This is a genomic window from Paraplanobispora takensis (assembly GCF_016863195.1).
GTDB lineage: Bacteria > Actinomycetota > Actinomycetes > Streptosporangiales > Streptosporangiaceae > Planobispora > Planobispora takensis.
In genome coordinates this window covers 1-26,212 of sequence record NZ_BOOK01000030.1, presented here as the reverse complement: position 1 = coordinate 26,212, position 26,212 = coordinate 1, and the positions used below count along the sequence as shown (strand labels likewise).

Sequence of the window (26,212 nt, the reverse complement as noted above, 5' to 3'; positions counted from 1 at the left end):
GAGAGTCCGGCCCCGGGGCTCAGGGCGTCACGCGGTGCCGGGCCAGGTGGGCCAGGACGGACTGGTTGGCCTCCCAGCCGTCGGGGAACTTCACCGGCACGCCCAGCTGGACCGGCTCGGCCGAGGGGTGGGCGTCCAGCAGCTCGGGGATCCCCGCCCGCGCCACCACGATGCACGCGTGCCGGTGCCGGGAGGTGAGCACGCACAGCCGCCCCGACTCCAGGTGGAAGGCGGTGGCGTCGCGCCGCCCGGACAGCGGGTGCAGCACGATCGTCACGTCGTACTCCCGGCCCTGGAGGCGGTTGGCCGTGTCCACCGTGATCTCCGGCGGCACCCCGGCCGCGCGGATGGCCGCCACCTGGTCGCGGTGGGCCGCGCCGATCGCGATCCGGTCGGCCGTGACCCGGTGGCTGCCGCGCTCGGAGTGCGCCACCGGGGCCCGCTGCAGCAGCCGTACGGCCAGCAGGGCCACGGCCTGCACCGCCTCGGCGTCGGTGCGCACGGTGTGCCGGCTGGGCAGCTCGTACAGGGCCCAGCCCGAGGCGGCCGCCTCCTCCAGCGCCCGGTCGTAGGAGGTGCGCATGCCGTTGACCGTCAGCTCCAGCGCCCGGTCGGCGTGCGTGGTCCCCGAGCGGAACCCGGTGAAGGGGTAGAACGCCTCCGAGACCACCGGCCCCGCCGAGGCGGGCAGCCGCCAGGAGACCGGCAGCCGGTGCACCGGCAGGTCCGGGTTGTGCCGCAGCAGCACCGAGACGGCGCTCTGCACCGGGTCCCACGACAGGCCCGCCCAGCGGTCGCCGTCGACGATCGAGAACGGGTCCAGCTGCCCGGGGTCGCCCACGAACAGCGACCGCTCGAACAGCGAGGCGATGCGCAGCAGCTTGTCCGAACGCATCTGGTAGGCCTCGTCGACGATCGCCCACGGCCAGACCCGGTCGCCGATCCAGGCCCACTTGTCCGCCGTGGCGATCACCACCGCCGGGTCGCCCAGGTCGGGCAGCTTGGTCGCCACCGAGACGTTGGAGTGGGCGAGGATCCGCTGGGGGGTGAGGTACCCGCTCGCCGACAGGCGGCCGACCGTCAGGCCGGGGTGCTCGGTCGCCAGCCGCTCCACCAGGTCGTCGACCTGCTCGTTGGTCTGCGCGACGATCATCAGCGGCTCGCCGGTCTCCGCGATGTGCCCGGCGGCCCTGACCACCAGCGTGGACTTGCCCGCGCCCGGCGGGGAGTCGACGACCACGCCGCGATGGCGCGGCAGGTCGGCCAGCACGCCGGCGACCACCGCCGCCGCCTCCCGCTGCGGGGTCAGGGGCTCGACGACCCTCAGCGTCATGACCACTCCTCCTGGGCGTCGTCGTCATCGGGGACGTACTCCTGCGGCGGGCCCCCGTGGGTCCACGGCGTGTTCTCCGGGTCGGGCAGCGCGGCCGAGCTCTGGAAGTCGTCGGTCAGGGAGGTGTAGCAGACCCGCTCGCCCGGCTCGGGCACCGATCCGGGGGCGGGGACCTTGCCCCGGCCCATCCCCTTGGTGATCTTCAGGAGGATCTCGCCCTCGGCGAACCCGAGGACCTCGGCCCCGTGGCCGCGCCGGTCCGGGCTGCCCACCGCGGTGCCGGGCGCCAGCCGTACCGGATCGTCGGTGCGCACCCTGATCAGCGGCCGGAGCTTGCGGGAGCGGCCCTCGCCCTCGAAGTGCTCGGGCTCGGCGCCGGTGACCACCCCGGCGAACGCCTCGCCGGTCAGCCGGTACTCGGCCATGACCAGCGGGTCGTCGTAGGCCCGCTGCACGTCGTAGCCGGCCCGCGCCCGCTCCAGCCCGGCCAGCCGGGCCGCCGCGCTCACCGCGCCGTCCCTGCGCGCCTGCGGCGGAGCGCCCTCGGCGATGCGCTCGACGAAGCGGGTGAACGACCCGCGGTCGACCTCCCACCGGCCGGCGACCCGCGAGCCCTCCGGCAGCGCGCGCAGCAATTCCACCGCCCGCCACATCAGCCGCCAGGCCGGCTCCAGCTGGGAGCGCAGCGCCTGGGCGATCCGCTCCACGGCCCGGCTCGTCGGCGCCTCCTCGTAGGCGCGGATCGCCGGGGCCAGCACCTCGTTGTCGAAGCCCGGGTCGGTCGCGGGACCGGCGGGCGGCCACAGCAGCGGGTCCTCCGCCTCCTGCGCGGCGCGCCGGCCGTCCATCCCCGCGGGTGGATCGATCCACCCCAGCAGCGCCGCCAGGTTGGCGTCCTCCAGGCTGCTCTGCCCGGTGGCCCAGTGCGTGCCCAGCACCTCCGTCACCGCCAGCAGCAGCGAGGAGCCCGGCTGGGCCGACCGGTCGGCGAAGTAGGTCAGCCACCGGCCCAGCAGCGGCACCGACGGATGTACCGGGTAGGGCCCCTCGGCCCGCCGGAAGCGGGTGGAGCGGCCCAGAAGCCCGGTGAAGGCCGCCGCGGGCCGGTTCGGCACGAGGATCTGCGGGGCGTCCAGGCAGCGTTCGTACGGCTCGCCGCCCCGCTTCTCCACCGTCTCGGTGGTCTTGCCGAACCCCTCGATGTACGGCAGCAGCACCTCGGCCAGCTCTGCGGCGAAGGCGAAACGCAGGTCCCGGTTGCGCGGCTGCGGCACCACCAGCAGCCGGGGGTGCTCCGGATCGGTGCCGACCATCGCCCCCAGCGGGGCGGCGGCCTCACCGGCCATCCGGAGCGGGATGAAGACCATGGGGCGGTCCGAGAGGTGGCAGTGCCGGACCGTGGCGATCGGCTGCGCCACGCCCTCGCGGACCGCGCGCAACCGGGCCAGGGCGGTCAGGGCGCTCACGCGAGGCACTCCTGTCGCAGGCGGTTCGCCAGCCGCAGGAGGCGGGCGACCTCCTCCTGGTCCCCGGCGGGCTCGGCCGTGCCCTCGGCCAGGGCGAGCGCCTCGGTCATCCGGGACACCCCGCCGAGCTGGTCGCGGATCTGACGGCCGAGCAGGTCGGTCGAGCCGCAGACGCGGGCCTCGTCCCGGCAGAACATGCACATGTCGCAGGTCGACAGGCAGTCCGGCGCGTACCGGGCCGGCACGCGCGCCAGGGCCTCGGCCAGCTCGGCCGCCGGGCGGGTCGGCACGCCCTCGGAGTCCGGGTCGAGGGAGAAGGTGAGCCCCGGCGGCAGGTCCTCCACCAGGCGGTCGACCCGGGTCATCCGGGTCAGCTGCCGCTTGAGCACCGCCAGCTGCCTGCGCACGTCCAGCAGCGTCGCGGTCGGGCGGTTGGCGAAGTTCTCGGGGCAGACGAGCACCACGTCGTGGGAGACGCGCCCGGGGTCGTGGCCCAGCTCGGCCATGAGCGTGCGCAGCGCCAGCACGTAGACCGCCGCCTGGCGGGCCGCGGCCGCGACCTTCTCCGGCTCGGCCTGGCCGTCGATCACGGCGAAGGACTTGATCTCCACGATGTGGAAGCGCCCGCCGAGCTGGAAGGCCACCACGTCGGGTTCGAGGTAGCAGGTGTGCCCGGCGATCTCCAGGCTGAACAGCGGGTGGTCGTAGAAGACCGCGCTGTCCTCGCTCTCGCGCGCGGCCCGGTCGATCAGCGCCCGGGTGTGCGAGGCGCGCAGGTGCGAGCCGACGTTCTCCACGTCCTGGTAGCCCACCTGGGCCACCGGCAGCCCGAGCAGCTCCCGCATCAGGCGCAGCAGCTCGGCGCAGCCGTTCTCCTTCACCAGGGTCTCGAACACGTTCCCGCGGGTGATGGCGAACTGCGACTGGCCGAACGGGGCGGGGAAGCCCAGATGCCGGGCCGTGCCGTCCTTGTCGACCCCGGCGGCGTCCAGCACGGCCCGCCGGGCGCACCCGGGGTTGGCCGCCAGCGCCGCGACGGCGCGGGCGTCGTGCGCGCGGGGCGGCACCGGGCCGCGCAGCGCGTCCAGCCGCTTCACCGGACGTCCCTGTCGTGCCCGTCCATCAACAGGCCCCTCTCAGAGTGGTCATGGCGGAGGCGCCGAACAGGCGCTCCGCGTCCGTCAGTTGCCTGCCCGCCCGCGCCGCGACCTCGGCCCGCTGGGCGGCGTCGGCGGGCAGGTGCACCTCCAGCTCGGCGCGGGCCGCGCGGATCGCGGTCAGCGGGTCGGCCGGAGCGAAGCCCTCGACCGCGCCGGGGATGTTCTGCGCCATGCGGGTCAGCAGCCGGACCGCGCCGGGCGGCGGGTCGGTCAGCCGGGTCAGGTGCTCGGCGATGCGCATGGTCGCGGTGAGGTAGTCGACGCGCGGGCTCAGCGGCCCCACCACCCGTGCCTGCGGCGGCCAGGTGCTGTCGGCCAGCAGCCCGCGGGCGGGGGAGAGGCGGTCGGTCAGCGCGGCGCACAGGTAGTACGGCCTGGCGTAGGGGTCGGCGCGGAAGGAGCGCTCCTCGTCCCTGCGCAGGCTGGTGAGCTGCGGGCCCCGCAGCGCCCCGGAGAAGAAGGCCTCGTTCACCGTGACGATCAGCTTGGCCGCGGCCGGCACACCGAGCAGGACCAGCGCCTGGTGCACCTGCTCGCGGATCGGCATCAGCGACGTCCCGGTCTCGCGGGGGGCCGGTCTGGCCGCCGCCGGCTCCTCGGCGACGACCGCCTCGTCCCAGGCCAGCTCGGCCCGGCGCAGGTCCGTCCGGAGCGAGCGGGCCAGCGCGCCGTCACGCGCCTTGACGGCGCGGCGCACCTCGGCGCGGAGCTCGGCTATGCGCCGTTCCAGCGCATCCAGCGATTCGCTCACGGCATCCACTCACGGCATTCACTCACGGCATTCACTCACGGGCCGGATCGTAACAGGAGTTCCGCCTGTTTCCCCGTGTCTCCCTTGAGTTCCAGCGATTTCCAGCATTAAAGTGCGTCCCATGTGGTGGTAGCACAGAGGCAAGGGGGCATCGCGATGCGTAACATCTCGCACGGCCGTTCCGTTCACCTGCTGGACGTGGAGAACCTGGTCGGCGCCCCGCGCCCCGCCACCGCGGAGGTGGTCACCATGATGGACCACTATCGCCGCCGTGTTCCCGCCGGTTTCATGGATCAGTATGTCGCCGCGGTCAACCACGGCGCCCTGGTCCCGGTCGGCCTCGCTCTGGCGGGCATCCAGATCCTGGTGCGCTCCGGTCGCGACGGCGCCGACGAGGCGCTGTGCGAGGTGATCCGCCTCGACCATCTCGACACCCGCTTCGAGCGCGTGGTCATCGGCTCCGGCGACGGCGTCTTCACCGACCTCGCCGAGTGGCTGCGCCGCAGCGGCGTCCAGGTCGTGGTGGTCTCCCGCCCCGGCGCCCTGAGCCGCCGCCTGCGCCGTACGGCCGGCCAGGTCATCCCCCTGGAGCCGGCCGCCTGACCGCGCCCGCCGTACCCGGGCGGGACGACCGGCGGGGCACGTGACCGCAGGGCGTTTCGGGGGCATCGTGGATGTGCCACGGCACACGCGGCGCGGGGGCGCCGTAACCCACGCGATCAGCGGGGGTTAGGGTCGTCCGCGTCTCTGTCACGAACTCGACCAGGGGGTGGTGAGATGGCCACGTCCGTCTCGCCGGAGGACGGTTCCCGGATCCGCCAGTGGCTGCTGCACGGCCTGCCGCGCTCGGACGCCAAGACGACCGGCCCCCACCACGAGGAGACGCCGGGCCACCAGCACGCCTGGTGGCAGGTGATGTGCCTGACCGGCGTGGACTACTTCTCCACCCTGGGCTACCAGCCGGGCATCGCCGCGCTGGCCGCCGGGGCGCTCAGCCCGATCGCCACGCTGCTGCTGGTGGCGCTGACCCTGTTCGGGGCGCTGCCCACCTACCGGGCGGTGGCCGCCGAGAGCCCGCACGGGCTGGGCTCGCTGTCGATGCTGGAGAGCCTGCTGCCCGGCTGGCGGGGCAAGCTGCTGGTGCTGTTCCTGCTGGGCTTCGTGGCCACCGCGTTCATCGTGACGATCACGCTGTCGGCCGCCGACGCCACCGCCCACGTGCTGCACAACCCGTTCGTGCCCGAGTTCTTCTCCGGCTGGCAGGTGCCGGTGACGCTGGCGCTGATCGCCGGGCTGGGCGGGGTTTTCCTGGCCGGCTTCAGCGAGGCGATCTCCATCGCGGTGGTGCTGGTCGCCGTCTACCTGGCGCTGAACCTCGTCGTCGTGGGCGTCGCGGTCGAGCACGTGCTCGCCGAGCCGTCCCTGGTCGCCGACTGGGGCGCCGCGCTGACGGCCGAGCACCCCAGCCCGATGGCGATGATCGCCGTCTCGCTGTACGTCATGCCCAAGCTCGCCCTGGGCCTGTCCGGCTTCGAGACCGGGGTGGCGGTGATGCCGCTGGTCAAGGGGGACCTGATCCAGCGGATCAGGGGGACGAAGAAGCTGCTGACCACCGCGGCGGTGATCATGAGTGGCTTCCTGATCGCCTCCAGCTTCACCACCACGGTGCTGATCCCGCCCGCGGAGTTCGAGGAGGGCGGCAGCGCCAACGGCCGGGCCCTGGCCTATCTGGCGCACCGGTTCCTTGGCGACTGGTTCGGCACCGCCTACGACGTCTCCACGATCGCGATCCTGTGGTTCGCCGGCGCCTCCGCGCTCGCGGGACTGCTCAACATCGTCCCGCGCTACCTGCCCCGCTACGGCATGGCCCCGGACTGGTCGCGCGCGGCCCGGCCGATGGTGCTGGTCTTCACCGCGATCTCCTTCGTCATCACGCTGTTCTTCGGCGCCGACGTCGAATCCCAGGGCGGGGCGTACGCCACCGGCGTGCTGGCGCTGATCCTGTCGGCGGCGATCGCGGTGACGTTGTCGATGTGGAGGAGGGGCCGCACCGGCACCGCCGTCCCGTTCGGCGTCATCACCCTGATCTTCGCCTACGCCACCGTGGCCAACATCATCGAGCGGCCCGACGGTCTGGTGATCGCGCTGTTCTTCGTCCTGGCGATCGTGGTGACCTCGCTGATCTCCCGGGCCACCCGCTCCACCGAACTGCGCGTCACCCGCATCACCCTGGACGACACCGCCCGGCGCTACATCAACGAGGCCGGCGAGATCCATCTGATCGCCAACGAGCCGCACGAGCGCGACTGCAAGGAGTACGTCGACAAGGCCCGCGAGGCCTGGGAGCTGCACCGGCTGCGCAAGGCCGAGGGGCTGATCTTCCTGGAGGTGACCGTCCCTGACGCCTCGGAGTTCGCCTCCGAGGTGCGGGTGGTGGGCGAGGAGCGCTACGGCTTCCGCATCCTGCGCATGGAGAGCCCGACCGTGGCCAACGCGATCGCCGCGCTGCTGCTGTACCTGCGCGACGAGACCGGCAAGACGCCGAACGTCTACTTCCACTGGGCCGCCGAGGGCAATCCGATCGGCGCGCTGCTGCGCTATCTGGTCTTCGGCGGCGGCGACATCCCGCCGCTGACCCGCGAGGTGCTGCGCCAGGCCGAGCCCGACGCCGGGCGCCGTCCCCTGGTCCACGTCGGCTGACCGGCGCATCGGCATTTCCGGAAAAGCCGATGCGGTGTCTTTCGGAAATGTCAGTGAAGGACCATACCGTGGAGGAATGGCGCACAGTGTCTTTCATCGTCGGTATGGGATCGACCTCGATCTCACCGAAGACGACCTCGGCCATCCCGACCGCCCAGGTCTCCTCGACGAGCTTTACCGCAACTATCACCCGGACCTGCTCTACTGCCTGGACCCCTACGAGCACGAGGGCATGGCCTGCCCGGGATTCATGACCATCAGGAAAAAGAACGGCCGCCCCCACGCGATGCACGTCCCCACGGGGGAGCTGAAAGAGACCGGCGCGCAAAGCGATCTGCACAAGGCGCTCCGGGAATACACCGCGCGAACCGCCGACCGCGAGGGATTCACCGCCGATGTCGAGGAACGCCCCGCAAACGGCCGGGGCCGTACCGACGTCGTCGTCACCGGTGAGGGCGGAAGGAAACTCGGCTACGAAATCCAGTTGTCGGCCATCGCCACGGGATCGGTGGACAAGCGCACCCGCATGGCCCGATCCGGTGGCCTGACCCCGCTGTGGCTGGTCAACGACGAGAACGCCATGCCCATCGACCGCGCCCCCTGGGCCCGGCTGAACGTCTTCACCTGGAAGGACGTCGGGCGCGAGGCGCTGCCCGTGCGCGGCGGGGTCAAGAGGCTGCGCATGCTGACCTGCGACTGGGACAACCCCGCGCCGTGCCCGCAGCTGGGCTACGGCCGCTGCGGGGGACGTCACGGCAGCTGGGAGCCCGCCCGCGGCCTCTACTACGACGACATGATCGTCAAGACGGCCTCCGGGGACCTGGTGCCGCTGTACATGGAGCGCGCCGACGGCCGCCGCCGGTGGTACCTGTGGGTCACCCCGGCCGACAAGGAGACGTTCCTGCAGGGCCGCCCGGAGCAGACGCCGCCGGAGGCCGGGGGGAGCGCCGGGCACGGGCGGGAGGACGCCCCGCTGCCCCGCTACCGCACCGACGAGCTCCTGGAGGAGCTGGCGCGTCCCCGCGACAGCGGCGACCCGATCGACGCCTCGGACTGGCTGCCCGCCGCACCCGCCGAGGACTACGTGACGCCGCGCAAGTCCCGCGGCTATCTCGTCCCAGGCGACCTCATCGTCCTGCAGCGCGCCTACTACGAGGCCGACGCCCGCTGCGCGGAGATCTCCGCCGGGCACCCCCGCCCCACCGACGTCGCGGCCGGGCGGGCCGAGCTCACCCAGGAGCACCGGCGCGAGCTCGCCGAGGCCCGCGAGCGGCGCCTGCGCCTGGCCGAGGCGCTCAACCGGCACCCGTGGTGGAGCAGCATCGGCAACCGCCACTTCGGCAAGCTGGCCCTGACCGCCGCGGCGAGGTCCAACCGGGCCAGGGGACCGGCCGCCAGGTGAGTTCATGTTGCTTTATATAAGCGAGCCCTGAAATATTGGGTCCATGCACGCGTTCGACGTTCTCGGTGACCCGGTGCGCCGCCGGATCCTGGAGCTGCTCGCGGATGGGGAGCGGGCGGCCGGGGAGATCGGCGCCGTGGTCCAGGCGGAGTTCGGGATCTCCCAGCCGGGGGTCTCCCAGCACCTGCGCGTGCTGCGCGACAACGGCTTCACGACCGTGCGCGCCGAGGGCACCCGCCGTCTGTACTCCGTCGATCCCGGTCCCCTGCAGGAGGTGGACGTGTGGCTGGAGAACTTCCGTCGCTTCTGGGCCCAGCGTCTTGACGCCCTGGGCACCGAGCTCGCCAGGGGCAGGCGCGAGCGCCGGGCGAAGGAGAACGGCGGGGCCGGGGGATCCGCCCGGCGGCCGGTGGAGGGGGAGGACGGTCCCGGCACCGGGGACTGAACGCCCGGGACCGGAGTACGGCGCGCCGTACCGGCCCCCACCTTCCGGTACGGCGCGCCGTACCCGCCCCCCTTCCCCCCCGGTGGCGGGTCAGACGGTGACGAAGTCCGCGATGATGATCGTGGCGTCCTCCTTCGGCTCGGCGGCGGCCATCTCGTCGTACAGCCCGTCCAGGCACGCGGCGGGGGAGGCGCCGTCGGTGAACAGCTCCGTCAGACGTGAGGCGCCGAGGGTCCGCATCGCGCCGTCGGTGACGATGGCGATGCGGTCGCCCGGCTGGAGCGCCACGGTGCCGAGCTCGGGGCTGAGCTCGGGCATCAGGCCGATCCCGCGCAGCGAGGAGCCGTCCTCGGAGGAGTGCAGGGTGGTGAGCGGCCGGGGTCTGCCGCCCTTGGCGCAGTGCCAGATCGCGCCGTCGCCGACGTGGGCGAAGCGCAGGCACGGGTTCTCGCCCGCGTCGAGGACGACCACGTCCAGCGTGCTGGTCAGACCGGACATGGCGGAGTTGCGCAGGGCGGCGGTGCGCACGGCCCGGTGCGCCGCCTGCGCGCACTCGTCGATGCCCTTCTCGCTCCTGTCGCCGTACTGGGGCCGGGCGACGACCACGGCGCCCAGGGTCAGGGCCGCGGCGGTGTGGCCGAACTGCGTGCCGCCCCCGCCGTCGGCCGCCGCGATCAGCCGTTCCTGGACGACGTACTCGTCGGAGGGATAGCCGTGCGAACCCTCGTAGGTGCCGCCGGCCACCACCAGCCGGGGCCGGGCCGCCGGCGCGCCGGGCGGCCAGGGACCCTGACGGCCGCGGACGGCCATCACCGACAGGCAGCCGAGCAGGATCGTGATCACGGTGAAGGTCATGAAACCCCCTCTCGCCGCGCCCCTCGCGACACGTGCCCAGTACACGCCCGCGCGAGGAGATGCGACTGACGGCCGATCGGCCGTCGTGCCGCGGGGCCGGCGGCCGCCCAGGGTCGAGGGGACGGTGCACAGCCGTCGGCACAAGCCGGTCCGAGGGAAACGACATGCGAACCATGACCCCGTCCGCCGCGACCCGGAAGATGCATTCCCGTTGCTTTGTGCGCACCATGCTCATCCATATCCGGTGCGTTATGGTGAGATCCGTCCGGTGCTCCCATCGCGAGCGGGCGGCTCATGCCTCACAGTGCTTCCACGAGATACGACTCGGCGGCCAGGCAGCTGGACAAGGCCGTCGCGCGCACCGGCGCCGGTGCGCGCGGCACGGTGGGCCTGGTGGCGGTCGTCGCCGCGCTGCTCGGTGCCGTCCCGCCGGTCTCCGCCCTGTGGCTGGCGCCCATGCTGGCCCTCGATCTCGTGTGGACCGTGCTGTTCCTGCGCCTGGCCTGGCGCAGGGAGACGCTGCCCGGATGGCTGGCGGCCGGTGATGTGGCCATCACCGTCGCGCTGTGCCTCGCGCAGCGCCATCTCGTGGCTCCGGAGTCCCTCGACACGGGATCGAGCTGGGTCGCGGGGCTGGTCACGATGACGGTCATCATCGCCGGCGTCACCTGGCGGCCCCCGGTGGCGGTCCCCCTGGGTCTGATCGTGGCGGGGGCCTACCTGGCCGGGGTACGGCTCGCCTCCCCCTCCCACGACGTGGTCGGCACCCTGGGGATCCACCTGGTCCAGGTCCTCGCGATCGCGGTGCTGATGACGCTGCTGCGCCGCTCCGCCGCCTCGGCCGACGCCTTCCTGCGGCGGGGCGCGCGCGCCGAGGTCGCGCTCATGGTGGAGAGGCTCCGGCGCGAGGACGAGCTGGGGCAGGTCAGCAGCATCCACGAGACGTCGCTGCACACGCTGACGATGATCGGCCTGGGCGTCTACGACGAGCCCACGCCCACCCTGCGCGACCAGGCCGAGGCCGACCTGGCGGCGCTGGAGAAGCTGCGGGACACGCCGCGAGCGGCCTCCGCCCCCATCGCCCTGGACGCCCTGCTGGAGGAGGTGGCCGGGCGGGCCACGAGCCTGCAGGTCCGCAGGAAACTGACGCCGCAGACGGTGCCCGAGGACGTCGCGGAGCGTTTCGCCCGCGCCGTCGCCGAGGCGCTGGCGAACATCGCGCTGCACTCCGGGGTGCGCGAGGCCGAGCTGGTCTCGATGAGGAACAACGGTGAGATCCGGGTGGAGATCGCCGACGGGGGGCGCGGCTTCGACCAGGACCGGCTGCCACCCGATCGGTTCGGCGTCCGCGGCTCGATCCTCGACATGATGCGCTCGGTGCCGAACGGCGGCGCCGAGATCTCCTCCGGGGCCCAGGGCACCCGGGTGAGCCTGTGGTGGCGGCCGTGATCGACGACATCGAGCAGGTGGCGCGGCGCTACGCCCGCTACACCGCGCTGGGCGCGGCGGTCATCGCGATCCTGTGGCACATCGGCTACGACCTGACGGTCACCCTCCTCGGGTGGGACGGCTTGCGCCGGCCGGAGCTGGCCGGGGCGGCCTGGATCGTCTACACCGTGATCGCCGTGATCGCCACGCTGTCGCTGTGGCGCACCTCCCGCGGACCGGCGAGGATACGGGAGCTGGCCGTCGCCGCGCTGGCCGTGGACGTCGCGGTGATCGCGGCCTGCCGTCCGGAGGATCTGCTGGGCATCAGCGACTGGGCCTGGGGGTCGGTGGGCTGGCTCGGCGTCATGCTGACGTGGGACCGGCCGCGCTGGCGGGTGGAGCTGTCGGCCTTCCTGGCCGCCAACGCCGGCATCATGCTGACGGCGATGATCGCGACCGGGACGCTCGACCGCGTCTCCATCGCCAAGTACCTGGTGGTCATCGTCGGCGGCATCACCATGCAGCTCGGCTACGCGGCGGGCTGCGAAACCCTGCGCGCCCGCGCCGAGGACGCCGTCCTGCTGGCCCGCAGGCTCGCCGCCGACGAGGCCTGGCGGGAGTCCGCCTGGCGCATCCACGCCGACCGGCTGCGCCGCTACGACGCCATCCGCGACGCGGCGGAGTCGCTGCTGAGGGAGCTGGCCGACGGCGCCGACCCCGGGGATCCCCGGGTGCGCGAGAACTGCACGGCCGGGGCGATGCGGCTGCGCCGGCTCATCACCGAGCGCGAGGACATGCCCGACGAGCTGGTGTCGGCGCTGCGCGAACGCATCGAGGCGGCCGAGCGGCGCAAGGTCCTGGTGACGGCGCCGCCGCTCGGCGGCAACCTGCCCGACCTGCCGGAGGGCGTACGGGAGGACCTGCTCAGGGCGCCCATCCGGGCGCTGGACGGGGCCAGGTCACGGGCCAGGGTCACCGTGTCCGCGATGTCCACCATGGTGAGCGTGGCCGTCGTGGCCGACGCCGACGAGCCGTCCGTCACCGCGGGCCCGGTACGCGAGCCCAGCGGGGTCGTGGTCACCTACCAGCGGCAGGAAGGGGAGATATGGGTCAACAGCATCTGGGAGTGCCCGCGGACGGACCCGTGACGGTCGCGCTCGTGGAGGACCACCAGGTCGTGGTGGACGGCGTCAGGTCGTGGTTCGCCACGCCCGGCCCGGTGGAGCTGGTCGCCCAGGGGCCCACGATCGAGTCCGTCCTCGGCGCGACCGCCGACGTGCTGCTGCTCGACCTCAACCTCAACGGCACCATGGTCGTCGACCGGGTCGCCGAGCTGTGCGCGGGCGGGCAGCGGATCATCGTCTTCTCCGAGCACGAGGAGCCGGAGACGGTGCGCGCCGTACTGGACGCGGGGGCCTCGGCGTTCATCGGCAAGGGGAGGGCCACCCGGGACTCCTGCCTGGAGACCATCCTCGAGGTGGCCGCCGACCGGCCGAGCGTGACGCCGCCGATGGCGCAGGCGATCGCGACGGACGAGCGCCCGCACCGGCCGCAGCTGTCGGACAAGGAGCGGGCCGCGCTGCTGTTCTGGTTCCAGTCGATGTCGAAGGCGTCGGTGGCGGCGCGGATGGGGATCAAGGAGCGGACCGTGCGCCAGTACATCGACCGGGCCAGGGTCAAGTACGCGGCGGCGGGACGGCCCGCGCCCACCAAGGAGAAACTGCTCATCTGCGCCATCCAGGACGGGCTGATCCACCCCGACGAGGTGACCGTCTACACCTCCCTCGCCGCGGGGGCGGGCGGGGAACCCGGATAGATCGAGGTGGCGGCGGTCAGGACGAACGCCGTGACGTCCTCGACGTACTGCTCGCTGCGCGCCGTCATCTCCGCCCGCAGGTCCTCGGGCGTGGCCAGCACGTGGTTGAGCAGCCCGCCCAGCAGGGTGTCGAGGATGAGCGTCGGGGACGCCTGCTCGCCCAGTTCGCCGCGCGCGATGGCACGGCGGACGACGGCGCGGGCCTCCAGCACCCGCGAGCGCTGCACGCCCGCCGCCAGCCCGGCGAACAGCTCCGGGCAGGCGTGGGCCTCCACGCGCAGGCGCAGGCCCGCCAGCCCGTACGGGCCCAGGTAGTAGCCCATGGCCGAGCGGGCCAGCTCCAGCAGGTCCTCCCGCAGCGAGCCGGTGTCGATGGTGATGGCGGGCAGCACCAGGGCCCGCTCCAGGGCCTCGGTGATCAGCCTCTCCCGGGTCGGCCAGCGCCGGTAGATCGCCGCCTTGCCGATCCCGGCGCGCCGAGCCACCGCGTCGAGTGTGAACTTGGCCCAGCCGAGCTCGGCGTAGAGCTCGACGGCGGCCCGCAGCGCCTTGCGGTCCACCTCGGCGTCGCGCGGCCGGCCCGGTCCGGTGGCGGCGGTCAGGGGCTCGGACACGGCGTCACCTCCCGGACGGAACAGTCCCGGACAGAACAGTAACGCCCTTGCCCCGTCCCTCCGGCGGGGTTACGCTCCGACCGGTTAGAGACGAAAAATGTCTATAAATATCGCCTGGTCGTACGGTACGGCACCAGGCCGATCCGCCGCTGGAGCATGAAGATGACACTGCCGGACCTCGATCCCCGCACGCCGGTCATCGTCGGCGTGGGACAGGCGTCGGAGCGGATCGGCGAGCCCGGCTACCGCCGCCTGTCACCGGTCGAACTGGCCGCGGCGGCGGCGCGGGAGGCGCTGGCCGACACCGGGGCGGACGCCGCGGCGGTGGCCGCCGCCGTCGACACCGTGGCGGGCGTGCGGCAGTTCGAGATCTCCGCGCCCGGCGTCCCCTCGCCGCTGGGCAGATCCGACAACTACCCCCGTTCGGTCGCCGGGCGCGTCGGGGCCGATCCCCGCCGGGCGATCCTGGAGGTCGTCGGCGGGCAGGCGCCCCAGCACCTGGTCAACGAGCTGGCCGGGACGATCGCGGCCGGATCGGCCGAGGTCGCCCTCATCTTCGGGTCCGAGGCCATCTCGACCGTCGGGCACCTGGCCGGGGCGCCGGACAGGCCCGACTTCGGCGAGACCGTCGGCGGCGACCTGGAGGACCGGGGCTACGGCCTGGAGGGTCTCGTCTCGCCGGTGCAGCTCGCCCACCGCCTGATGGACGCGCCCAGCCAGTACGCGCTGTTCGACAACGCGCGCCGGGCCCGGCTCGGCCAGAGCAGGCAGGAGTACGCCGCCGGCATGGGCGCGCTGTTCGCCCCGTTCACCAAGGTCGCCGCCGCCAACCCGCACGCCGCCGCCCCCACCGAGCGCGGCGCGCGGGAGCTCGTCACCCCGACCGAGACCAACCGGATCATCGCCGAGCCGTACACCCGCTACATCGTCGCCCGGGAGAAGGTCAACCAGGGGGCGGCCGTCCTGCTGATGTCCGTGGCCGCCGCCCGGCGGCTCGGTGTCCCGCAGGAGCGGTGGGTCTTCCTGCACGGCCACGCCGACCTGCGCGAGCGCGACCTGCTGGACCGCCCCGACCTCGGTGCCGGCCCGGCCGCCGTGACCGCGGCCCGGCACGCCCTGGAGCAGGCCGGCGTCGGCGTGGACGATCTGGAGGCCGTCGATCTGTACAGCTGCTTCCCCATCGCGGTGACCAACGTCTGCGACGGCCTCGGCCTGCCGGTCGACGGGTCGCGGGAGCTGACGCTCACCGGCGGCCTGCCCTTCTTCGGCGGCCCCGGCAACAACTACTCCATGCACGCCGTCGCCGAGGTCGTGCACCGGATGCGCGCGCTGCCCGGCTCCTACGGCATGGTCGGCGCCAACGGCGGTTCGCTGAGCAAGTACTCCGTCGGCGTCTACTCCACCACCGCCGTCCCCTGGCGCCCGGACCGCAGCGCCGAGCTCCAGGCCGAGATCGACTCTGCGCCCCCGGTCGAGCAGGCCGCCACCGCCGACGGCTGGGCCACGATCGAGACCTACACCGTCAAGCACCGCCGCAGCGGGAAGCGCACCGGCATCGTGGTCGGCCGGCTGGAGGCCGACGGCCGCCGCTTCCTGGCCGTGACCGCCGACGGCGACGAGGCCGCGCTCGGCCTGCTGGCCGCCGAGCAGCCCGTCGGCGGGCGGGTGTACGTGCGTTCCTCCGGCCCGGTCAACCAGGTGACCGTCAACGGGTGACCGCCGGCGCCGGGTGATCGCCGAGATTCAGCGGGTGCGCACCCTCGTGGTGACGGGCTTGGTGAACCGGAACTCGTGGAACCTCTCCCGCGCCTGCTTCCTGCTGTAGTGGCGGGCGTACTGCGCCTCGTTCAGCGGCTCGAAGCTGTCGAAGCCCAGGCGGGCCGTGGCGGTCCGCTTCGCCCTGGCGGGCAGGCGTGCGGACATGACGATCCGCCCCTGGTGCGGCATCTGGACGTGGGCGTCGCACCAGGTGCCGTCGGCGTACCGGCGGCAGGGCAGGACGGCCAGGCGCTTGCCCGCGGTGTCGTAGAGCGTCGCCTTGGACGGGCCGCGCGCCCCGGCGGGGAACCTGCCCCCGACCCAGAAGGCGCCCCAGTAGGGGGCGAAGGAGGGCGTCCAGGTCTGGGAGTAGTCGATGACATAGGTGACCTTGCCGCCGGGGCGGGCCGTGGGCGTGGCCCGGACCTTCACGGCGATGGAGATGAGCGGGTCGGCCGAGACCGGGGCCGCCGCGACGGGGACGGCCGGGGCGAGCCCGGTCAAGGTGAGGGCCAGACCTGCGGTGAGACCGAGAACGCGGCGCATGAGACCTCCTGGGGTTCCGGAACCGCCAACGACCATGACGTACGGGAGGCCGTGACGGTTCACGGCTCTCGTACGGCGTCCGCGCCCGGCCGCCGGGTTCGGCGGTCGTCAGGGTTCGGCGGCCGGGGCGGAGGCCGCGACGGGGACGGCCGCGGGCTCGTTCCTGCGGGTCGGCAGGGCCGCGGTGATCGCCGCGGCCAGGAGGGCGGCGCCGCAGCCCACGAGCATGCCGGTGCGGAAGCCGGCCTCGGAGGGCAGGCTGTGGCCGCCGAACGAGATGGTCATCTGGGACAGGATGACGCCGACCACCGCCGCCGACACCGTGGTGCCGATGGAGCGCATCAGGGTGTTGAAGCTGTTGGCGGCGGCGGTCTCGGAGCGGGGCACGGCGCCCATGATGAGGGCGGGCATCGCGCCGTAGGCGAACCCGACGCCGATGCTGCACACGCAGGTCACGACCAGCAGCCCCCAGGCGGAGCCGAGCAGGAGTACGGACGAGCCGTACCCGAGCGCCATGACCAGGCTCCCGGCGAGCAGGGTGACCTTGGGGCCGCGCGCGGCCGACAGGCGGGCGCCGACCGGGGAGACGAGCATCATCATCAGGCCCGAGGGGGCCATCCACAGCCCGGCGGCCAGCATCGACTGGCCCAGGCCGTACCCGGTGGCCGAGGGGAGCTGCAGGATCTGCATGACGATCAGCGCCTGGGCGTACATCGCGAAGCCGACCACGATCGAGGCCAGGTTGGTCAGCAGCACCTGCGGCCGGGCGGTGACGCGCAGGTCGACCAGCGGGTCCCCGGTCCGCAGCTCCCACCGGCCCCACACGAGCAGGACGAGCGCCGCGGCGGCCGGCAGCCCGAGCGTGGCGCCGCTCGCCCAGCCCCAGTCCGCGCCCTTGGACACGCCCAGCAGCAGGCACACCAGGCCGACGCCGAGGCCGATCGCGCCCACGACGTCGACGCGGCCCCCGGCCGTGGCGGAGGCGGCGGGGACCAGCACCCGGATGAGCACGGCCACCAGCAGGCCCAGTACGGCGGTGGCCCAGAACAGCACCCGCCAGCTGGCGTACTCGGCGACGGCGGCCGCGACCGGCAGGCCGAGCGCGCCGCCGATGCCCATGGACGAGCTCATCAGCGCGATGGAGGGGCCGACCCGCTCGGGCGGCAGCGCGTCGCGCAGGGCGCTGATGCCCAGAGGGATCATGCCCATGCCCATGCCCTGCAGGCCCCGGCCGATGATCATGGGGGTCAGCGATCCGGCGACCGCGCACACGACGCAGCCCAGGATGAGCGGGACCGCGCAGGCGAGCATCATGCGCCGCTTGCCGTACATGTCGCCCAGCCGTCCCATCACCGGCGTCGTGACGGCCCCGGCCAGCAGGGTGACCGTGACCACCCAGGAGGCGTCGGAGGCGGTGGTGTCCAGTATCTTCGGCAGCTCGCCGATCAGCGGGATGACCAGGGTCTGGGTGAGCGAGGCGACGATGCCGGCCACCGCCATCACGGTGACGACTCCGTCGGGGCGGGGACCGGATCCCGGCTCGTCCACGTGGATGCCCTTCTCGCCGGAGATCGGAAGCGATGTGCACTCTACACATATTGTGCTTCCCGCACCCCGGCCGCCCGGCAGAGATCACCGGACCACGAGCGCCGGATGCCTCGGGTCGTCCATCCGGACGACGACGTCGGCGCTCTCCGCGGGCTCGGCCTCCTGCTCGTAGCGCTCGTAGGCGGGCAGCGTCCAGTGCAGCTCCGGCGGGGTCCTGCGGGCCAGCGCTGCCGGGGACAGCCACAGGTGGACCGTCAGGTCGAACGGCAGCCGGCGGCCCAGCAGCAGCGCGCCGTCCAGCAGCAGCACCCCGCCCGGGGGCATGGTGACGTACGGCGCGCGGGTGGCCCGGTCGATCGTGGTGTCCCAGAGCGAGGGCAGCACCTTGCCCGGGCCGCCGGGCTCCAGCGGTCCCAGGACCTCGCGGTCCAGCCCGCCGACGTCCAGCCAGTCGGTGTAGAAGGCGTCGGGGTCGGTCCTGCCGTACTCGAACCGCAGCGACGCCGGGCGCAGGAAGTCGGCCGCGGAGACCCGCAGCACCTCCCGGCCGCTCATCCGCAGCGGCTCGACCAGGGCGTCGGCGAGGTCGCCCGGCACGGCGGCGGGCGCGCCGTCGACCGCCACCCGCGTCCAGGAGTCCCTGGGCCTCGCGATGACCAGATCGGTGATCTCCTCGACCAGCGCCGACGGGGAAATCGGACGTATGCGCACCCTGCCATCCTGCCGAACGCCACCGGGGCGAAGGCGCGCAGGGAGGCGGGGACCGTGAACTCGAAGCGGGGCACCGGGTGAGAGAGGGTGATGACACCGCGGACCCCGGCCGATCCGGGGCCGGACGATCGGAGCCCGATTGATCGCGCACGCAGACCGCCCGGGTGCGGCCCACGGCGCCGACGACGCCGAGGTGATCCGGCGTTCCCTCGACGAACCGGACGCCTTCGCGCTGCTGTTCGACCGGCACGCGCCGGAACTCCACCGGTACGTCACCCGGCGGCTGGGCGACTCCCTGGCCGACGACATCGTGTCCGACACCTTCCTGGCCGCGTTCCGGCGGCGCGACCGCTACGACACGACCCGGCCGGACGCCCGCCCCTGGCTGTACGGCATCGCCGCCAACCTGATCGGAAAGCACCGCCGCACGGAGGTCCGCTCCTACCGGGCGCTGGCCAGGACCGGCGCCGACGAGGTGGCCGAGAGCTACGCCGACCGGGTGGAGGCCGAGGTGACGGCCTCGGCCGCCCAGCGGGAGCTGGCCGGGGCGCTGGCGTCCCTGTCGGTGGGGGACAGGGACGTGCTGCTGCTGGTCGCGTGGGCCGACCTGAGCTACGAGGAGGTCGCCGACGCGCTGGACATCCCCGTCGGCACGGTGCGCTCACGGCTGCACCGGGCCAGGAAGAGGACCCGCGCCGCGCTCGGCGGCGTCGATCCCACGGCTGTCGAGGAGGGGACGCGCCATGGATGACCTGGAGACGCTGCGCGGGATGCGCGCGGAGGCGCCGCGGGCGGAGGCCGACCGGCTGCGGCCCGCCCGGGACCGCCTGCTGACGGAGGCCGCCGCCGTGTCGGCCGGGCGGGGGCGGGCACGGCGGGCGTGGCGCCGGTCCGGCGGCCGGGGCGCAGTCATGCGGCGCCGGTCCATCGGCCGGGCCGGGGTCGTGCTCGCCGGGGCCCTCGCCCTCGTGACGGCCGTCGCGCTGGTGGTCGCACAGGCGGGCGGACGGTCCGGCGGGGAGGGGGGAACGGCGCACGGCGGCCCTCCGCAGGCCGTGCGGTACGCCGACAAGGCCGTGGTGCTCGAACAGGCGGCCCTCGTCGCCGGGTCCCGGTCGACGGCCTCGGAACCGCGCCCGGACCAGTGGCTGTACCGCAAGTACGTCGTCCGGCAGCCCGGGCAGGACTCCGAACCGCGGGTGTTCGAGGAGTGGACCCGCTACGACGGCCGCCAGAGGGCCGGGTATGACCCCATGGGACGGTTCGAGGTCACCGACGTCCCGCCGGATCCCGGCGACGACGACCTCTCACCCGAGGCGTACGCCGGAAAACTCCGCAAGCTGCCCCGGGACCCGGACAAGCTCCTCGCGCATGTCCGCGGGGACCGGCACTGGATCGACCTGCCGGCCGAGGAGGCGCACCTGACCGAGGACCCCGACGTGCGGGCTTTCCGGGTGCTCTCGCTCTATCTGGAGCAGGCGGCCTATCTGGGGCAGGCGGCCGCCATGCCGCCGAAGCTGGAGGCGGCGATCTACCGCGCCATGGCGCGGATCCCCGGGGTCGGGGTGGCGCTCGACGTCAGGGACGCGGTGGGCCGGCCGGGCATCGGCGTCTTCCACACGCCCGCGGGGCAGCCCCTGATGCGGGAGTATCTCGTCCTGCAGCCGGAGACCTTCCGCTGCCTCGGGTCCTCCAGGGTGTGGCTGCGCGACGAGCGGATCGGCTCGGAGCTGGTCTTCCCCTCGGGCAGCGTCTACAGCTCCGCGGAGACGGCCTCGGCCATCGTGGACCGGCCGGGGGAGCGGTCCTGACGGTGCGGCCCGGTGACCGGCCCCGGCCGGGGGTCACCGGGCCGCTCACCGGGGTTCAGCCCTCGATCTCCATGCGGTCACCGGACCAGAAGACGTGGAAGACCCCCTCGCGGTCGATGCGCCGGTAGGTGTGGGCGCCGAAGAAGTCCCGCTGGCCCTGGATCAGCGCGGCCGGCAGCCGCTCGGCGCGCAGCGCGTCGTAGTAGGCCAGCGCGCTGGAGAAGCCCGGTGCCGGGATGCCCAGCTCCACGGCCCGGGCCACCACCCGCCGCCACGCGTCCTGCGCCACGGCCAGGGCGTCGGTGAAGTACGGCGCGACCAGCAGGGTCGCGGGCGTCCGCGCCGCCTCGTAGGCCTCGCGGATGCGGTCGAGGAAGACGGCCCGGATGATGCAGCCGCCCCGCCAGATGGTGGCCAGCGCGCCCGGGTCCACGTTCCAGCCGTACTCGGCGCTGCCTGCGCGGATCTGGTCGAAGCCCTGGGCGTAGGCGACGATCTTCGAGGCGTACAGCGCCTGCCGTACGTCCTCCACGAAGTCCGTGCCGGCCTGGGCCTCGCGCGCGGGCCCCGCCGTGCGGGGAGTGGGGCCGGGCAGGCCGCGCGCCGCCTGACGCAGCTCCACGGCACCGGAGGTCGCGCGGGCGAACACCGCCTCGGCGATGCCGCTCACCGGGACCCCGAGGTCCAGCGCGATCTGCACCGTCCAGCGGCCGGTGCCCTTCTGCTCGGCCCGGTCGGCGACGACGTCCACGAACGGCTTGCCGGTCGAGGCGTCGACCTGCCGGAGCACCTCGGCGGTGATCTCGATCAGATAGGACGACAGCTCGCCCCGGTTCCACTCGGCGAAGACGTCGGCCAGCTCGGCCGGGGACAGGTCCAGGCCCTGCCGGAGCAGGTCGTAGGCCTCGGCGATGAGCTGCATGTCGGCGTACTCGATGCCGTTGTGCACCATCTTCACGAAGTGCCCGGCGCCGTCGGGGCCGATGTGCGTGCAGCACGGCACCCCGCCGACCTTCGCGGCGATGTCCTCCAGCAGCGGGCCGAGCGCCGCGTAGGACTCCGCGGACCCGCCCGGCATGATGCTCGGCCCGAGCAGCGCCCCCTCCTCGCCGCCGGACACCCCGGCCCCGACGAAGTGGATCCCGCGCTCGCGCATCGCCGCCTCCCGGCGGCGGGTGTCGAGGAAGTGCGCGTTGCCGCCGTCGACGAGCATGTCACCCGGCTCCAGCAGCGGGGCGAACTCCTCGATCACCGCGTCGGTCGGCGCGCCCGCCTTGACCATGACGAGGATGCGCCGGGGACGCTCCAGCGCCGCGACCAGCTCCTGCGGCGTCTCACACGGGACGAACTCCCCCTCGTGGCCGAACTCCTCGACCAGGGCCTTCGTGCGGTACTGCGACCTGTTGTGCACGGCCACCACGTGCCCGTGCCTGGCCAGGTTCCTGGCGAGGTTCGCCCCCATCACCGCGAGGCCGGTCACGCCTATACGAGCCTGAGTCATCGTGGGTCACTCCCTTCACGGCCACGATGCCAGGGTGTGTCCGGCTACGGATCAGTATGGGCGGAAAACGCTGCCGGCTTCTTCGGACCCGGCGACCCCGCCGAGGCAGCGGTAGGTGCGGTCGCCCCCGTCGAACTGCGCCTTCGAGGGCGGCAGCACCGTCGAGCGCCACTTCCCGGCCGGGATCGCGCGGGCGTCGCCGGTCCGGGAGGCGAGCATGATCCGCGCTGAGCACACCTGCCTGACGATCGGGTGCCGGGCCACGGTCTGCTGGTCGTAGGTCCGGACGTCGGCGGGCAACGTGGCGATCGCGTAGGTCTCCCAGGCGTGCTTCTCCTCGCAGCCGAGTGATCCGGCGCCCGCGTCGGCGACCCGCCCGCCCCAGCACTCGGCCTCCGCCACGCACGCGGCGCCCGCCCCGGAGACCGCCGCCGCCGGGCAGGCCGAGGTGACCGTCTCGGGTTTGGCGAGATCCGGTGTGTCCGAGGTGTCCTGCTCGGTCCCGTTCTGCGCCTCGGGGCCGGACTGCGTGGTCCCGGGGCCGGAGTCGCGCTTCTCCTCCAGGTACATCAGCCCGGCTCCGGCCAGCAGCAGGATCACGAACGCCGCCACCACGGCGACGAACACCTTCGTGCTCGGACCGCCGGGAGCCGCCGGGACCGTCGCGGGCGTCTGGGTGCTGGCGGCGGCGCGGACCCCCGGCGAGGTCATGTGCGCGCGCATCTGCTCCACGCCCCCGCCCGGCCCGCCGTACGGCCCGGCTCCCGGCTGCCCCGTCTGCACGCCGTACGGCGGGGGCGCGGTGGCCGGATGCGGGACCGCCGGGCCGGGCCGGTGGGCCTGCGCGGCACCCGGCCGGTGCGCCGGCGCGGGACCTCCGAGACCCGGCAGCGACGGGTGCCCCTGCGCTGGGCCTCCGAGGCCGGGCAGTGACGGGTGCGCCTGCACGGAGCCGGACGGGCGGGGGAGCGGCCGGGAGGCGGAGGCGTGACGCTCCATGTGCAGGTCGGTGAGGGCGTCGCGCAGCGCGGCCACCGACGGGGTACGGCGGGCCGGATCGGTGGCCAGGGCCTGACGGAGCACCTCGGTCAGCTCCGGGGGCACGCCCGGGAGCTCCGGGATCGGCTGCCGGTGCAGGGCCATGATGACCGCGATGTTGACCACGCCGCTCTCCGGGAAGCGCGGCGGGCGGCCCGACAGCAGCGCGTACAGCGTGGCGGCCAGGGAGTAGACATCCCCCAGGGCGTTGGGCTCCACCAGCTCGAACGCCTCGGGCGGCGCGTAGGCGGGGGTGAGCGACTCGCGGGTCACCGACACCTCGCCGCCCGCCGACGGCATCGTGGCCAGCCCGAAGTCCGACAGCACCACGTTGCCGTAGCGGTTGACCAGGATGTTGGCGGGCTTGATGTCGCGGTGCAGCACCCCGGCGGCGTGCGCGGCCGCCAGGGCGTCCCCGATCCGGATGCCGATGTCGGCGACCTCGGCGGGGGCCAGCCGCCCCTCGGCGCGGATCCTGTCCAGCAGGGAGCCGCCCGGGCACAGCTCCAGCACCATGTACGGCCTGCCGTCGGGCAGCACCCCGGCGTCGTAGACGTGGGCGACGTGCGGGTGGCCGGACAGCGCCCCGGCCGAGGTGACCTCGCGCATGAAGCGGCGCCGGTCGCGCTCGGAGACGAGCACCCGGTTGTCGATCTTGAGTGCCACCTCCCGGTCCACGGCCAGCTGCCGGGCCCGGTAGACGATTCCGAAACCGCCCTGACCGAGGACGCCGGCCACCTCGTAACCCGGCACCGCCACGGCACCTGTTCCGGTCACCTGCCACCTCCTGGAGAGATCGGAAAGATTACCGGAAACTCGCTTTCATCCCACTTGAACGCCTGGTTCCGACGGGTTGTGGATCAGCTTCACGCCTATGCTGTTTCCTCCGGAAAGGATCAATCCCTCCGGGAAAGACCAAGAGGGGAAGAACGCCGTCGTCCCCCGAGATCTCCTGCGAGATCTCCTCGAGAGAGGGAAAGCCGTGAGCGGACGCGATCCGGATCGCCGCCGGGCCCTCCTGGACGCCGCGGACCGGGTGATCAGGAGGGAGGGGCCGCAGGCGTCCATGGCCGCGATCGCGGCCGAGGCCGGGATCACCAAGCCCATCCTCTACCGGCACTTCGGCGACAAGAGCGGGCTCTACCAGGCACTGGCGAACCGGCACGTCAACGTCGTGATCGGCCTGCTGCGCGAGCAGTTCGACAAGGCCGACGCCGACCTGCGCGGCCGGGCCCGATCGACGATCACCGCCTACCTCGACATGATCGGCTCCAACCTCAACCTGTACCGGTTCCTGTTCCACCGGGCGGGAGCGGAGGACAGCCGGACCCACTCCCAGATGGCCGCGATCGTCCGCGGCCTGGGGGAGGAGCTCGGCGAGGTGATCGCCGCCACGGCGGAGGGCATCGACCCGGTCCGCGCACAAGTGCTCGGGCACGCCTTCGTCGGGATGGTCCAGGCCACCGGAGACTGGTGGCTGGAGCATCCCGAGGTCGACCGTACCGAGGTGGTCGAGGGCCTGGTCAGTGTGATCGTGGCGGCGATGTCGGCCACCGTGCCGCGCTGACGCGCGGCCCTCGTGTGGTCTTCTCCGTCACTCCCCGAAGCGGGAGAGCTTGCCGTGCGCCCGGGCGTACCGCAGCGCCCATCCGAACAGGCCCAGCGTCGCCGCCAGGTAGACGACGTCCAGCGCCGCGGCCCACGCCAGGCTGTCCCACGGTACGGCGCCGCCGTTCAGCACGGTCCGCATGCCGGTGAACACGTGGGTGGCCGGTATGAACGAGGCGATCGTCTGGAGCGGGGCGGGCAGCACCTCCACCGGGTAGAAGATCCCGGCCAGCGGCTGTACGACGAAGACCAGCGACCACGCGATCACCTGCGCGTTCTCGCCGAAGCGCAGGACCGCCGAGATGCCCACGAGCCCCAGCGACCAGCCCATCACCAGCAGCAGCGCCATGAACGGAAGCAGGGCCACACCGAAGCTGGTGATGCCGAACCCGTAGAAGGCCAGCGCCAGGCCCGCCATGACCGCGATGGCGAAGACCACCTTGCCGAAGGAGAACACGATCAGGCCGATCACGTACTCGACGGTGGACAGCGGGCTCACCTGGACGTTGAGCAGGTTCCTGCTCCAGATGTCCTCCAGGAACGCGATCGAGATCTCGTTGCTGGCCTTCTGCAGCACCTGCCAGAGCAGTACGGCGCCGAGCAGGAAGGCCGCCACGAACGGGACCTGCTGCGACTGCAGGAACAGGGTCACGAACCCCCAGACCATCAGCTCGACCGTGGGCCAGAACACGATCTCGAACATCCGGATCGGGCTGCGGCGCAGGGCGGCGAAGTCCCGCATGACGACGCCGCCGATGCGCGCCCTGCGGGCGGCGAAACCGAGCGGGGGATGGGTGACGGTCACGATGGGCGCGCTCTCGGTCATGATCGGGCCACCTTGAGGAAGACCTCCTCCAGACTCTCGGCGCCGTAGACGCCGGCGAGCTCGGCGGCGCTGCCGCTGGCGACGATGCGCCCGGAGGACATGAAGTGGATGCGGTCGCACATGCGCTCCACCTCCTGCATGTTGTGCGAGGTGATCAGCATCGCCCGGCCGTTCTCCCTGGCCAGGCGGACCAGGAGGCTGCGGATCCGGTCACCGGCGTCCGGGTCGAGGTTGGCGGTGGGCTCGTCGAGGATGAGCAGGCTCGGCTCGTTGACCAGCGCCTTGGCCAGCTGCACGCGGGTGCGCTGACCGGAGGAGAGCTCCATCACCTTGCGCTTGCGCAGCGGGCCGAGGTCCAGCAGCTCGATCAGCTCCCCGACGCGTGACTTCGGATCGCGCACGCCGTACAGGCGGGCGAAGACGTCCAGGACCTCGCGGACGTGCAGGACGCCGGGGAGGTCCACGTAGCTCGCGGCGAAGTTGATTCGGCTGAGGGCCTCGACGCGGTGGCCGGCCAGCTCCATGCCGAACATGCGGATGCTTCCGGAGTCCGGTGTGATGAGTCCCAGGAGCATGTGCAGGGTGGTGGACTTGCCCGCTCCGTTCGGTCCGAGCAGCCCGATGATCTCACCGGTGCCGACGTCGAGGCTGACCCCGTCGACGGCGGTGACGTTAGCGAATGTCTTCTTCAGATCGACGGCCTCGAGAATCGACACCGAACAAGCGTGTGCTCCGGCGCACGCCCGGCGCAAAGGGTTTTCGCGGGGGTGGTGGGCCGCGTAATTGATTTGACGGGGTGCGCGCAGGTTCGTATTGTTCACAGGCCCGTTGAAGCGGCGGCGACGCCGGCGACACGGGACCTCCTCTGATCCCGACGGATGGTTCGACAAGGGCC

General features: G+C 73.1%; 24 protein-coding genes. 11 read left to right on the top strand and 13 right to left on the bottom strand.

All coding sequences use genetic code 11. From position 1 onward, the window contains the following. Window positions 1–19: 19 nt before the first annotated feature. The 4 genes from Pta02_RS19940 to Pta02_RS19925 are packed head-to-tail and all read right to left on the bottom strand — an operon-like array spanning window position 20 to window position 4,710. Entirely contained in the window at window positions 20–1,333 is a 1,314-nt protein-coding gene (locus Pta02_RS19940; RefSeq protein WP_203876389.1) for an AAA family ATPase, read from the bottom strand. Further along, window positions 1,330–2,799 carry a hypothetical protein gene (locus Pta02_RS19935; RefSeq protein ID WP_203876388.1) on the bottom strand — a complete coding sequence of 490 codons (1,470 nt, stop codon included), beginning with the start codon at window positions 2,797–2,799 and terminating at the stop codon, window positions 1,330–1,332. The genes Pta02_RS19940 and Pta02_RS19935 overlap by 4 nt, the downstream gene beginning before the upstream one ends. Then, complete coding sequence (locus tag Pta02_RS19930) at window positions 2,796–3,896, bottom strand: hypothetical protein (RefSeq protein WP_203876387.1); 1,101 nt, start codon at window positions 3,894–3,896, stop codon at window positions 2,796–2,798. The genes Pta02_RS19935 and Pta02_RS19930 overlap by 4 nt, the downstream gene beginning before the upstream one ends. A gap of 25 nt (window positions 3,897–3,921) precedes the next feature. After that, window positions 3,922–4,710 (bottom strand): hypothetical protein, encoded by a 789-nt coding sequence (locus Pta02_RS19925; protein ID WP_203876386.1) that lies wholly within the window; start codon window positions 4,708–4,710, stop codon window positions 3,922–3,924. 156 nt (window positions 4,711–4,866) lie between these two features. On the opposite strand from Pta02_RS19925, the gene Pta02_RS19920 reads away from it, so the two are divergent. The 4 genes from Pta02_RS19920 (at window position 4,867) to Pta02_RS19905 (ending at window position 9,257) form a co-directional block, all read left to right on the top strand. Next, a complete protein-coding gene (locus tag Pta02_RS19920) occupies window positions 4,867–5,313 on the top strand; it encodes an NYN domain-containing protein (protein WP_203876385.1) in 447 nt (148 codons plus the stop codon). A gap of 174 nt (window positions 5,314–5,487) precedes the next feature. After that, window positions 5,488–7,410, top strand: coding sequence for an APC family permease (locus tag Pta02_RS19915; RefSeq protein ID WP_239130990.1), 1,923 nt, complete (start codon window positions 5,488–5,490; stop codon window positions 7,408–7,410). Window positions 7,411–7,486: 76 nt separating this feature from the next. After that, the gene (locus tag Pta02_RS19910) at window positions 7,487–8,812 is read left to right on the top strand and encodes a competence protein CoiA family protein (RefSeq protein ID WP_203876384.1); all 1,326 of its coding nucleotides are present in this window, start codon (window positions 7,487–7,489) and stop codon (window positions 8,810–8,812) included. Window positions 8,813–8,855: 43 nt separating this feature from the next. Beyond that, the gene (locus tag Pta02_RS19905; protein WP_203876383.1) at window positions 8,856–9,257 is read left to right on the top strand and encodes an ArsR/SmtB family transcription factor; all 402 of its coding nucleotides are present in this window, start codon (window positions 8,856–8,858) and stop codon (window positions 9,255–9,257) included. 90 nt (window positions 9,258–9,347) lie between these two features. Here the strand turns inward: Pta02_RS19905 and Pta02_RS19900 are convergent, their stop codons facing one another. Continuing rightward, window positions 9,348–10,112: a PP2C family protein-serine/threonine phosphatase gene (locus tag Pta02_RS19900; protein WP_203876382.1), complete on the bottom strand. Its 765-nt coding sequence runs from the start codon at window positions 10,110–10,112 to the stop codon at window positions 9,348–9,350. Window positions 10,113–10,406: 294 nt separating this feature from the next. Here Pta02_RS19900 and Pta02_RS19895 point away from each other — a divergent pair, with 294 nt between their 5' ends. The 3 genes from Pta02_RS19895 to Pta02_RS19885 are packed head-to-tail and all read left to right on the top strand — an operon-like array spanning window position 10,407 to window position 13,356. Further along, on the top strand, window positions 10,407–11,561 hold the full coding sequence (locus tag Pta02_RS19895; protein ID WP_203876381.1) for a sensor histidine kinase: 1,155 nt from the start codon (window positions 10,407–10,409) through the stop codon (window positions 11,559–11,561). Then, a complete protein-coding gene (locus tag Pta02_RS19890; RefSeq protein WP_203876380.1) occupies window positions 11,558–12,688 on the top strand; it encodes a hypothetical protein in 1,131 nt (376 codons plus the stop codon). The genes Pta02_RS19895 and Pta02_RS19890 overlap by 4 nt, the downstream gene beginning before the upstream one ends. Further along, window positions 12,685–13,356, top strand: coding sequence for a response regulator (locus Pta02_RS19885; RefSeq protein WP_203876379.1), 672 nt, complete (start codon window positions 12,685–12,687; stop codon window positions 13,354–13,356). The genes Pta02_RS19890 and Pta02_RS19885 overlap by 4 nt, the downstream gene beginning before the upstream one ends. Here the strand turns inward: Pta02_RS19885 and Pta02_RS19880 are convergent. Continuing rightward, window positions 13,314–13,970 carry a TetR/AcrR family transcriptional regulator gene (locus Pta02_RS19880; RefSeq protein WP_203876378.1) on the bottom strand — a complete coding sequence of 219 codons (657 nt, stop codon included), beginning with the start codon at window positions 13,968–13,970 and terminating at the stop codon, window positions 13,314–13,316. The two genes, Pta02_RS19885 and Pta02_RS19880, sit on opposite strands and share 43 nt — an antisense overlap. A gap of 162 nt (window positions 13,971–14,132) precedes the next feature. On the opposite strand from Pta02_RS19880, the gene Pta02_RS19875 reads away from it, so the two are divergent. After that, window positions 14,133–15,686, top strand: coding sequence for an acetyl-CoA acetyltransferase (locus tag Pta02_RS19875; RefSeq protein ID WP_203876377.1), 1,554 nt, complete (start codon window positions 14,133–14,135; stop codon window positions 15,684–15,686). Between the two features lie 27 nt (window positions 15,687–15,713). Here Pta02_RS19875 and Pta02_RS19870 read toward each other — a convergent pair whose 3' ends face one another. From Pta02_RS19870 to Pta02_RS19860, 3 genes are all read right to left on the bottom strand, one after another. Further along, window positions 15,714–16,274, bottom strand: coding sequence for a hypothetical protein (locus Pta02_RS19870; protein WP_203876376.1), 561 nt, complete (start codon window positions 16,272–16,274; stop codon window positions 15,714–15,716). 108 nt (window positions 16,275–16,382) lie between these two features. Beyond that, window positions 16,383–17,822, bottom strand: coding sequence for an MFS transporter (locus tag Pta02_RS19865; RefSeq protein ID WP_239130988.1), 1,440 nt, complete (start codon window positions 17,820–17,822; stop codon window positions 16,383–16,385). An 84-nt stretch (window positions 17,823–17,906) separates the two neighbouring features. Continuing rightward, entirely contained in the window at window positions 17,907–18,533 is a 627-nt protein-coding gene (locus Pta02_RS19860; RefSeq protein WP_203876375.1) for a nucleoside/nucleotide kinase family protein, read from the bottom strand. Window positions 18,534–18,672: 139 nt separating this feature from the next. Between Pta02_RS19860 and Pta02_RS19855 the strand changes: the two genes are divergently transcribed. Then, window positions 18,673–19,284 carry an RNA polymerase sigma factor gene (locus Pta02_RS19855; protein ID WP_239128041.1) on the top strand — a complete coding sequence of 204 codons (612 nt, stop codon included), beginning with the start codon at window positions 18,673–18,675 and terminating at the stop codon, window positions 19,282–19,284. Continuing rightward, window positions 19,277–20,344: a CU044_5270 family protein gene (locus Pta02_RS19850; protein ID WP_203876374.1), complete on the top strand. Its 1,068-nt coding sequence runs from the start codon at window positions 19,277–19,279 to the stop codon at window positions 20,342–20,344. Before Pta02_RS19855 ends, Pta02_RS19850 begins: the two co-directional genes overlap by 8 nt. 55 nt (window positions 20,345–20,399) lie before the next feature. Here Pta02_RS19850 and gnd read toward each other — a convergent pair whose 3' ends face one another. Further along, window positions 20,400–21,845 (bottom strand): NADP-dependent phosphogluconate dehydrogenase, encoded by a 1,446-nt coding sequence (gene gnd / locus Pta02_RS19845; protein WP_203876373.1) that lies wholly within the window; start codon window positions 21,843–21,845, stop codon window positions 20,400–20,402. A 51-nt stretch (window positions 21,846–21,896) separates the two neighbouring features. Further along, a complete protein-coding gene (locus Pta02_RS19840) occupies window positions 21,897–23,660 on the bottom strand; it encodes a serine/threonine-protein kinase (RefSeq protein ID WP_203876372.1) in 1,764 nt (587 codons plus the stop codon). Window positions 23,661–23,865: 205 nt separating this feature from the next. Here Pta02_RS19840 and Pta02_RS19835 point away from each other — a divergent pair, with 205 nt between their 5' ends. Continuing rightward, window positions 23,866–24,450, top strand: a complete 585-nt coding sequence (locus Pta02_RS19835; protein WP_239130986.1) for a TetR family transcriptional regulator — start codon at window positions 23,866–23,868, stop codon at window positions 24,448–24,450. Between the two features lie 27 nt (window positions 24,451–24,477). Here the strand turns inward: Pta02_RS19835 and Pta02_RS19830 are convergent, their stop codons facing one another. Both Pta02_RS19830 and Pta02_RS19825 read right to left on the bottom strand, forming a co-directional pair. Next, window positions 24,478–25,317 (bottom strand): ABC transporter permease, encoded by an 840-nt coding sequence (locus Pta02_RS19830; protein ID WP_203876370.1) that lies wholly within the window; start codon window positions 25,315–25,317, stop codon window positions 24,478–24,480. After that, complete coding sequence (locus tag Pta02_RS19825) at window positions 25,314–26,033, bottom strand: ABC transporter ATP-binding protein (RefSeq protein WP_203876369.1); 720 nt, start codon at window positions 26,031–26,033, stop codon at window positions 25,314–25,316. The genes Pta02_RS19830 and Pta02_RS19825 overlap by 4 nt, the downstream gene beginning before the upstream one ends. Window positions 26,034–26,212 lie beyond the last annotated feature (179 nt).

Coding starts and splice junctions, on each gene's coding strand:
- Pta02_RS19940 (WP_203876389.1), bottom strand. CDS start 1,333: ATGACGCTGAGGGTCGTCGAGCCCCTGACCCCGCAGCGGGAGGCGGCG.
- Pta02_RS19920 (WP_203876385.1), top strand. CDS start 4,867: ATGCGTAACATCTCGCACGGCCGTTCCGTTCACCTGCTGGACGTGGAG.
- Pta02_RS19915 (WP_239130990.1), top strand. CDS start 5,488: ATGGCCACGTCCGTCTCGCCGGAGGACGGTTCCCGGATCCGCCAGTGG.
- Pta02_RS19910 (WP_203876384.1), top strand. CDS start 7,487: ATGGCGCACAGTGTCTTTCATCGTCGGTATGGGATCGACCTCGATCTC.
- Pta02_RS19905 (WP_203876383.1), top strand. CDS start 8,856: ATGCACGCGTTCGACGTTCTCGGTGACCCGGTGCGCCGCCGGATCCTG.
- Pta02_RS19900 (WP_203876382.1), bottom strand. CDS start 10,112: ATGACCTTCACCGTGATCACGATCCTGCTCGGCTGCCTGTCGGTGATG.
- Pta02_RS19895 (WP_203876381.1), top strand. CDS start 10,407: ATGCCTCACAGTGCTTCCACGAGATACGACTCGGCGGCCAGGCAGCTG.
- Pta02_RS19875 (WP_203876377.1), top strand. CDS start 14,133: ATGACACTGCCGGACCTCGATCCCCGCACGCCGGTCATCGTCGGCGTG.
- Pta02_RS19870 (WP_203876376.1), bottom strand. CDS start 16,274: ATGCGCCGCGTTCTCGGTCTCACCGCAGGTCTGGCCCTCACCTTGACC.
- Pta02_RS19850 (WP_203876374.1), top strand. CDS start 19,277: ATGGATGACCTGGAGACGCTGCGCGGGATGCGCGCGGAGGCGCCGCGG.
- gnd (WP_203876373.1), bottom strand. CDS start 21,845: ATGACTCAGGCTCGTATAGGCGTGACCGGCCTCGCGGTGATGGGGGCG.
- Pta02_RS19830 (WP_203876370.1), bottom strand. CDS start 25,317: ATGACCGAGAGCGCGCCCATCGTGACCGTCACCCATCCCCCGCTCGGT.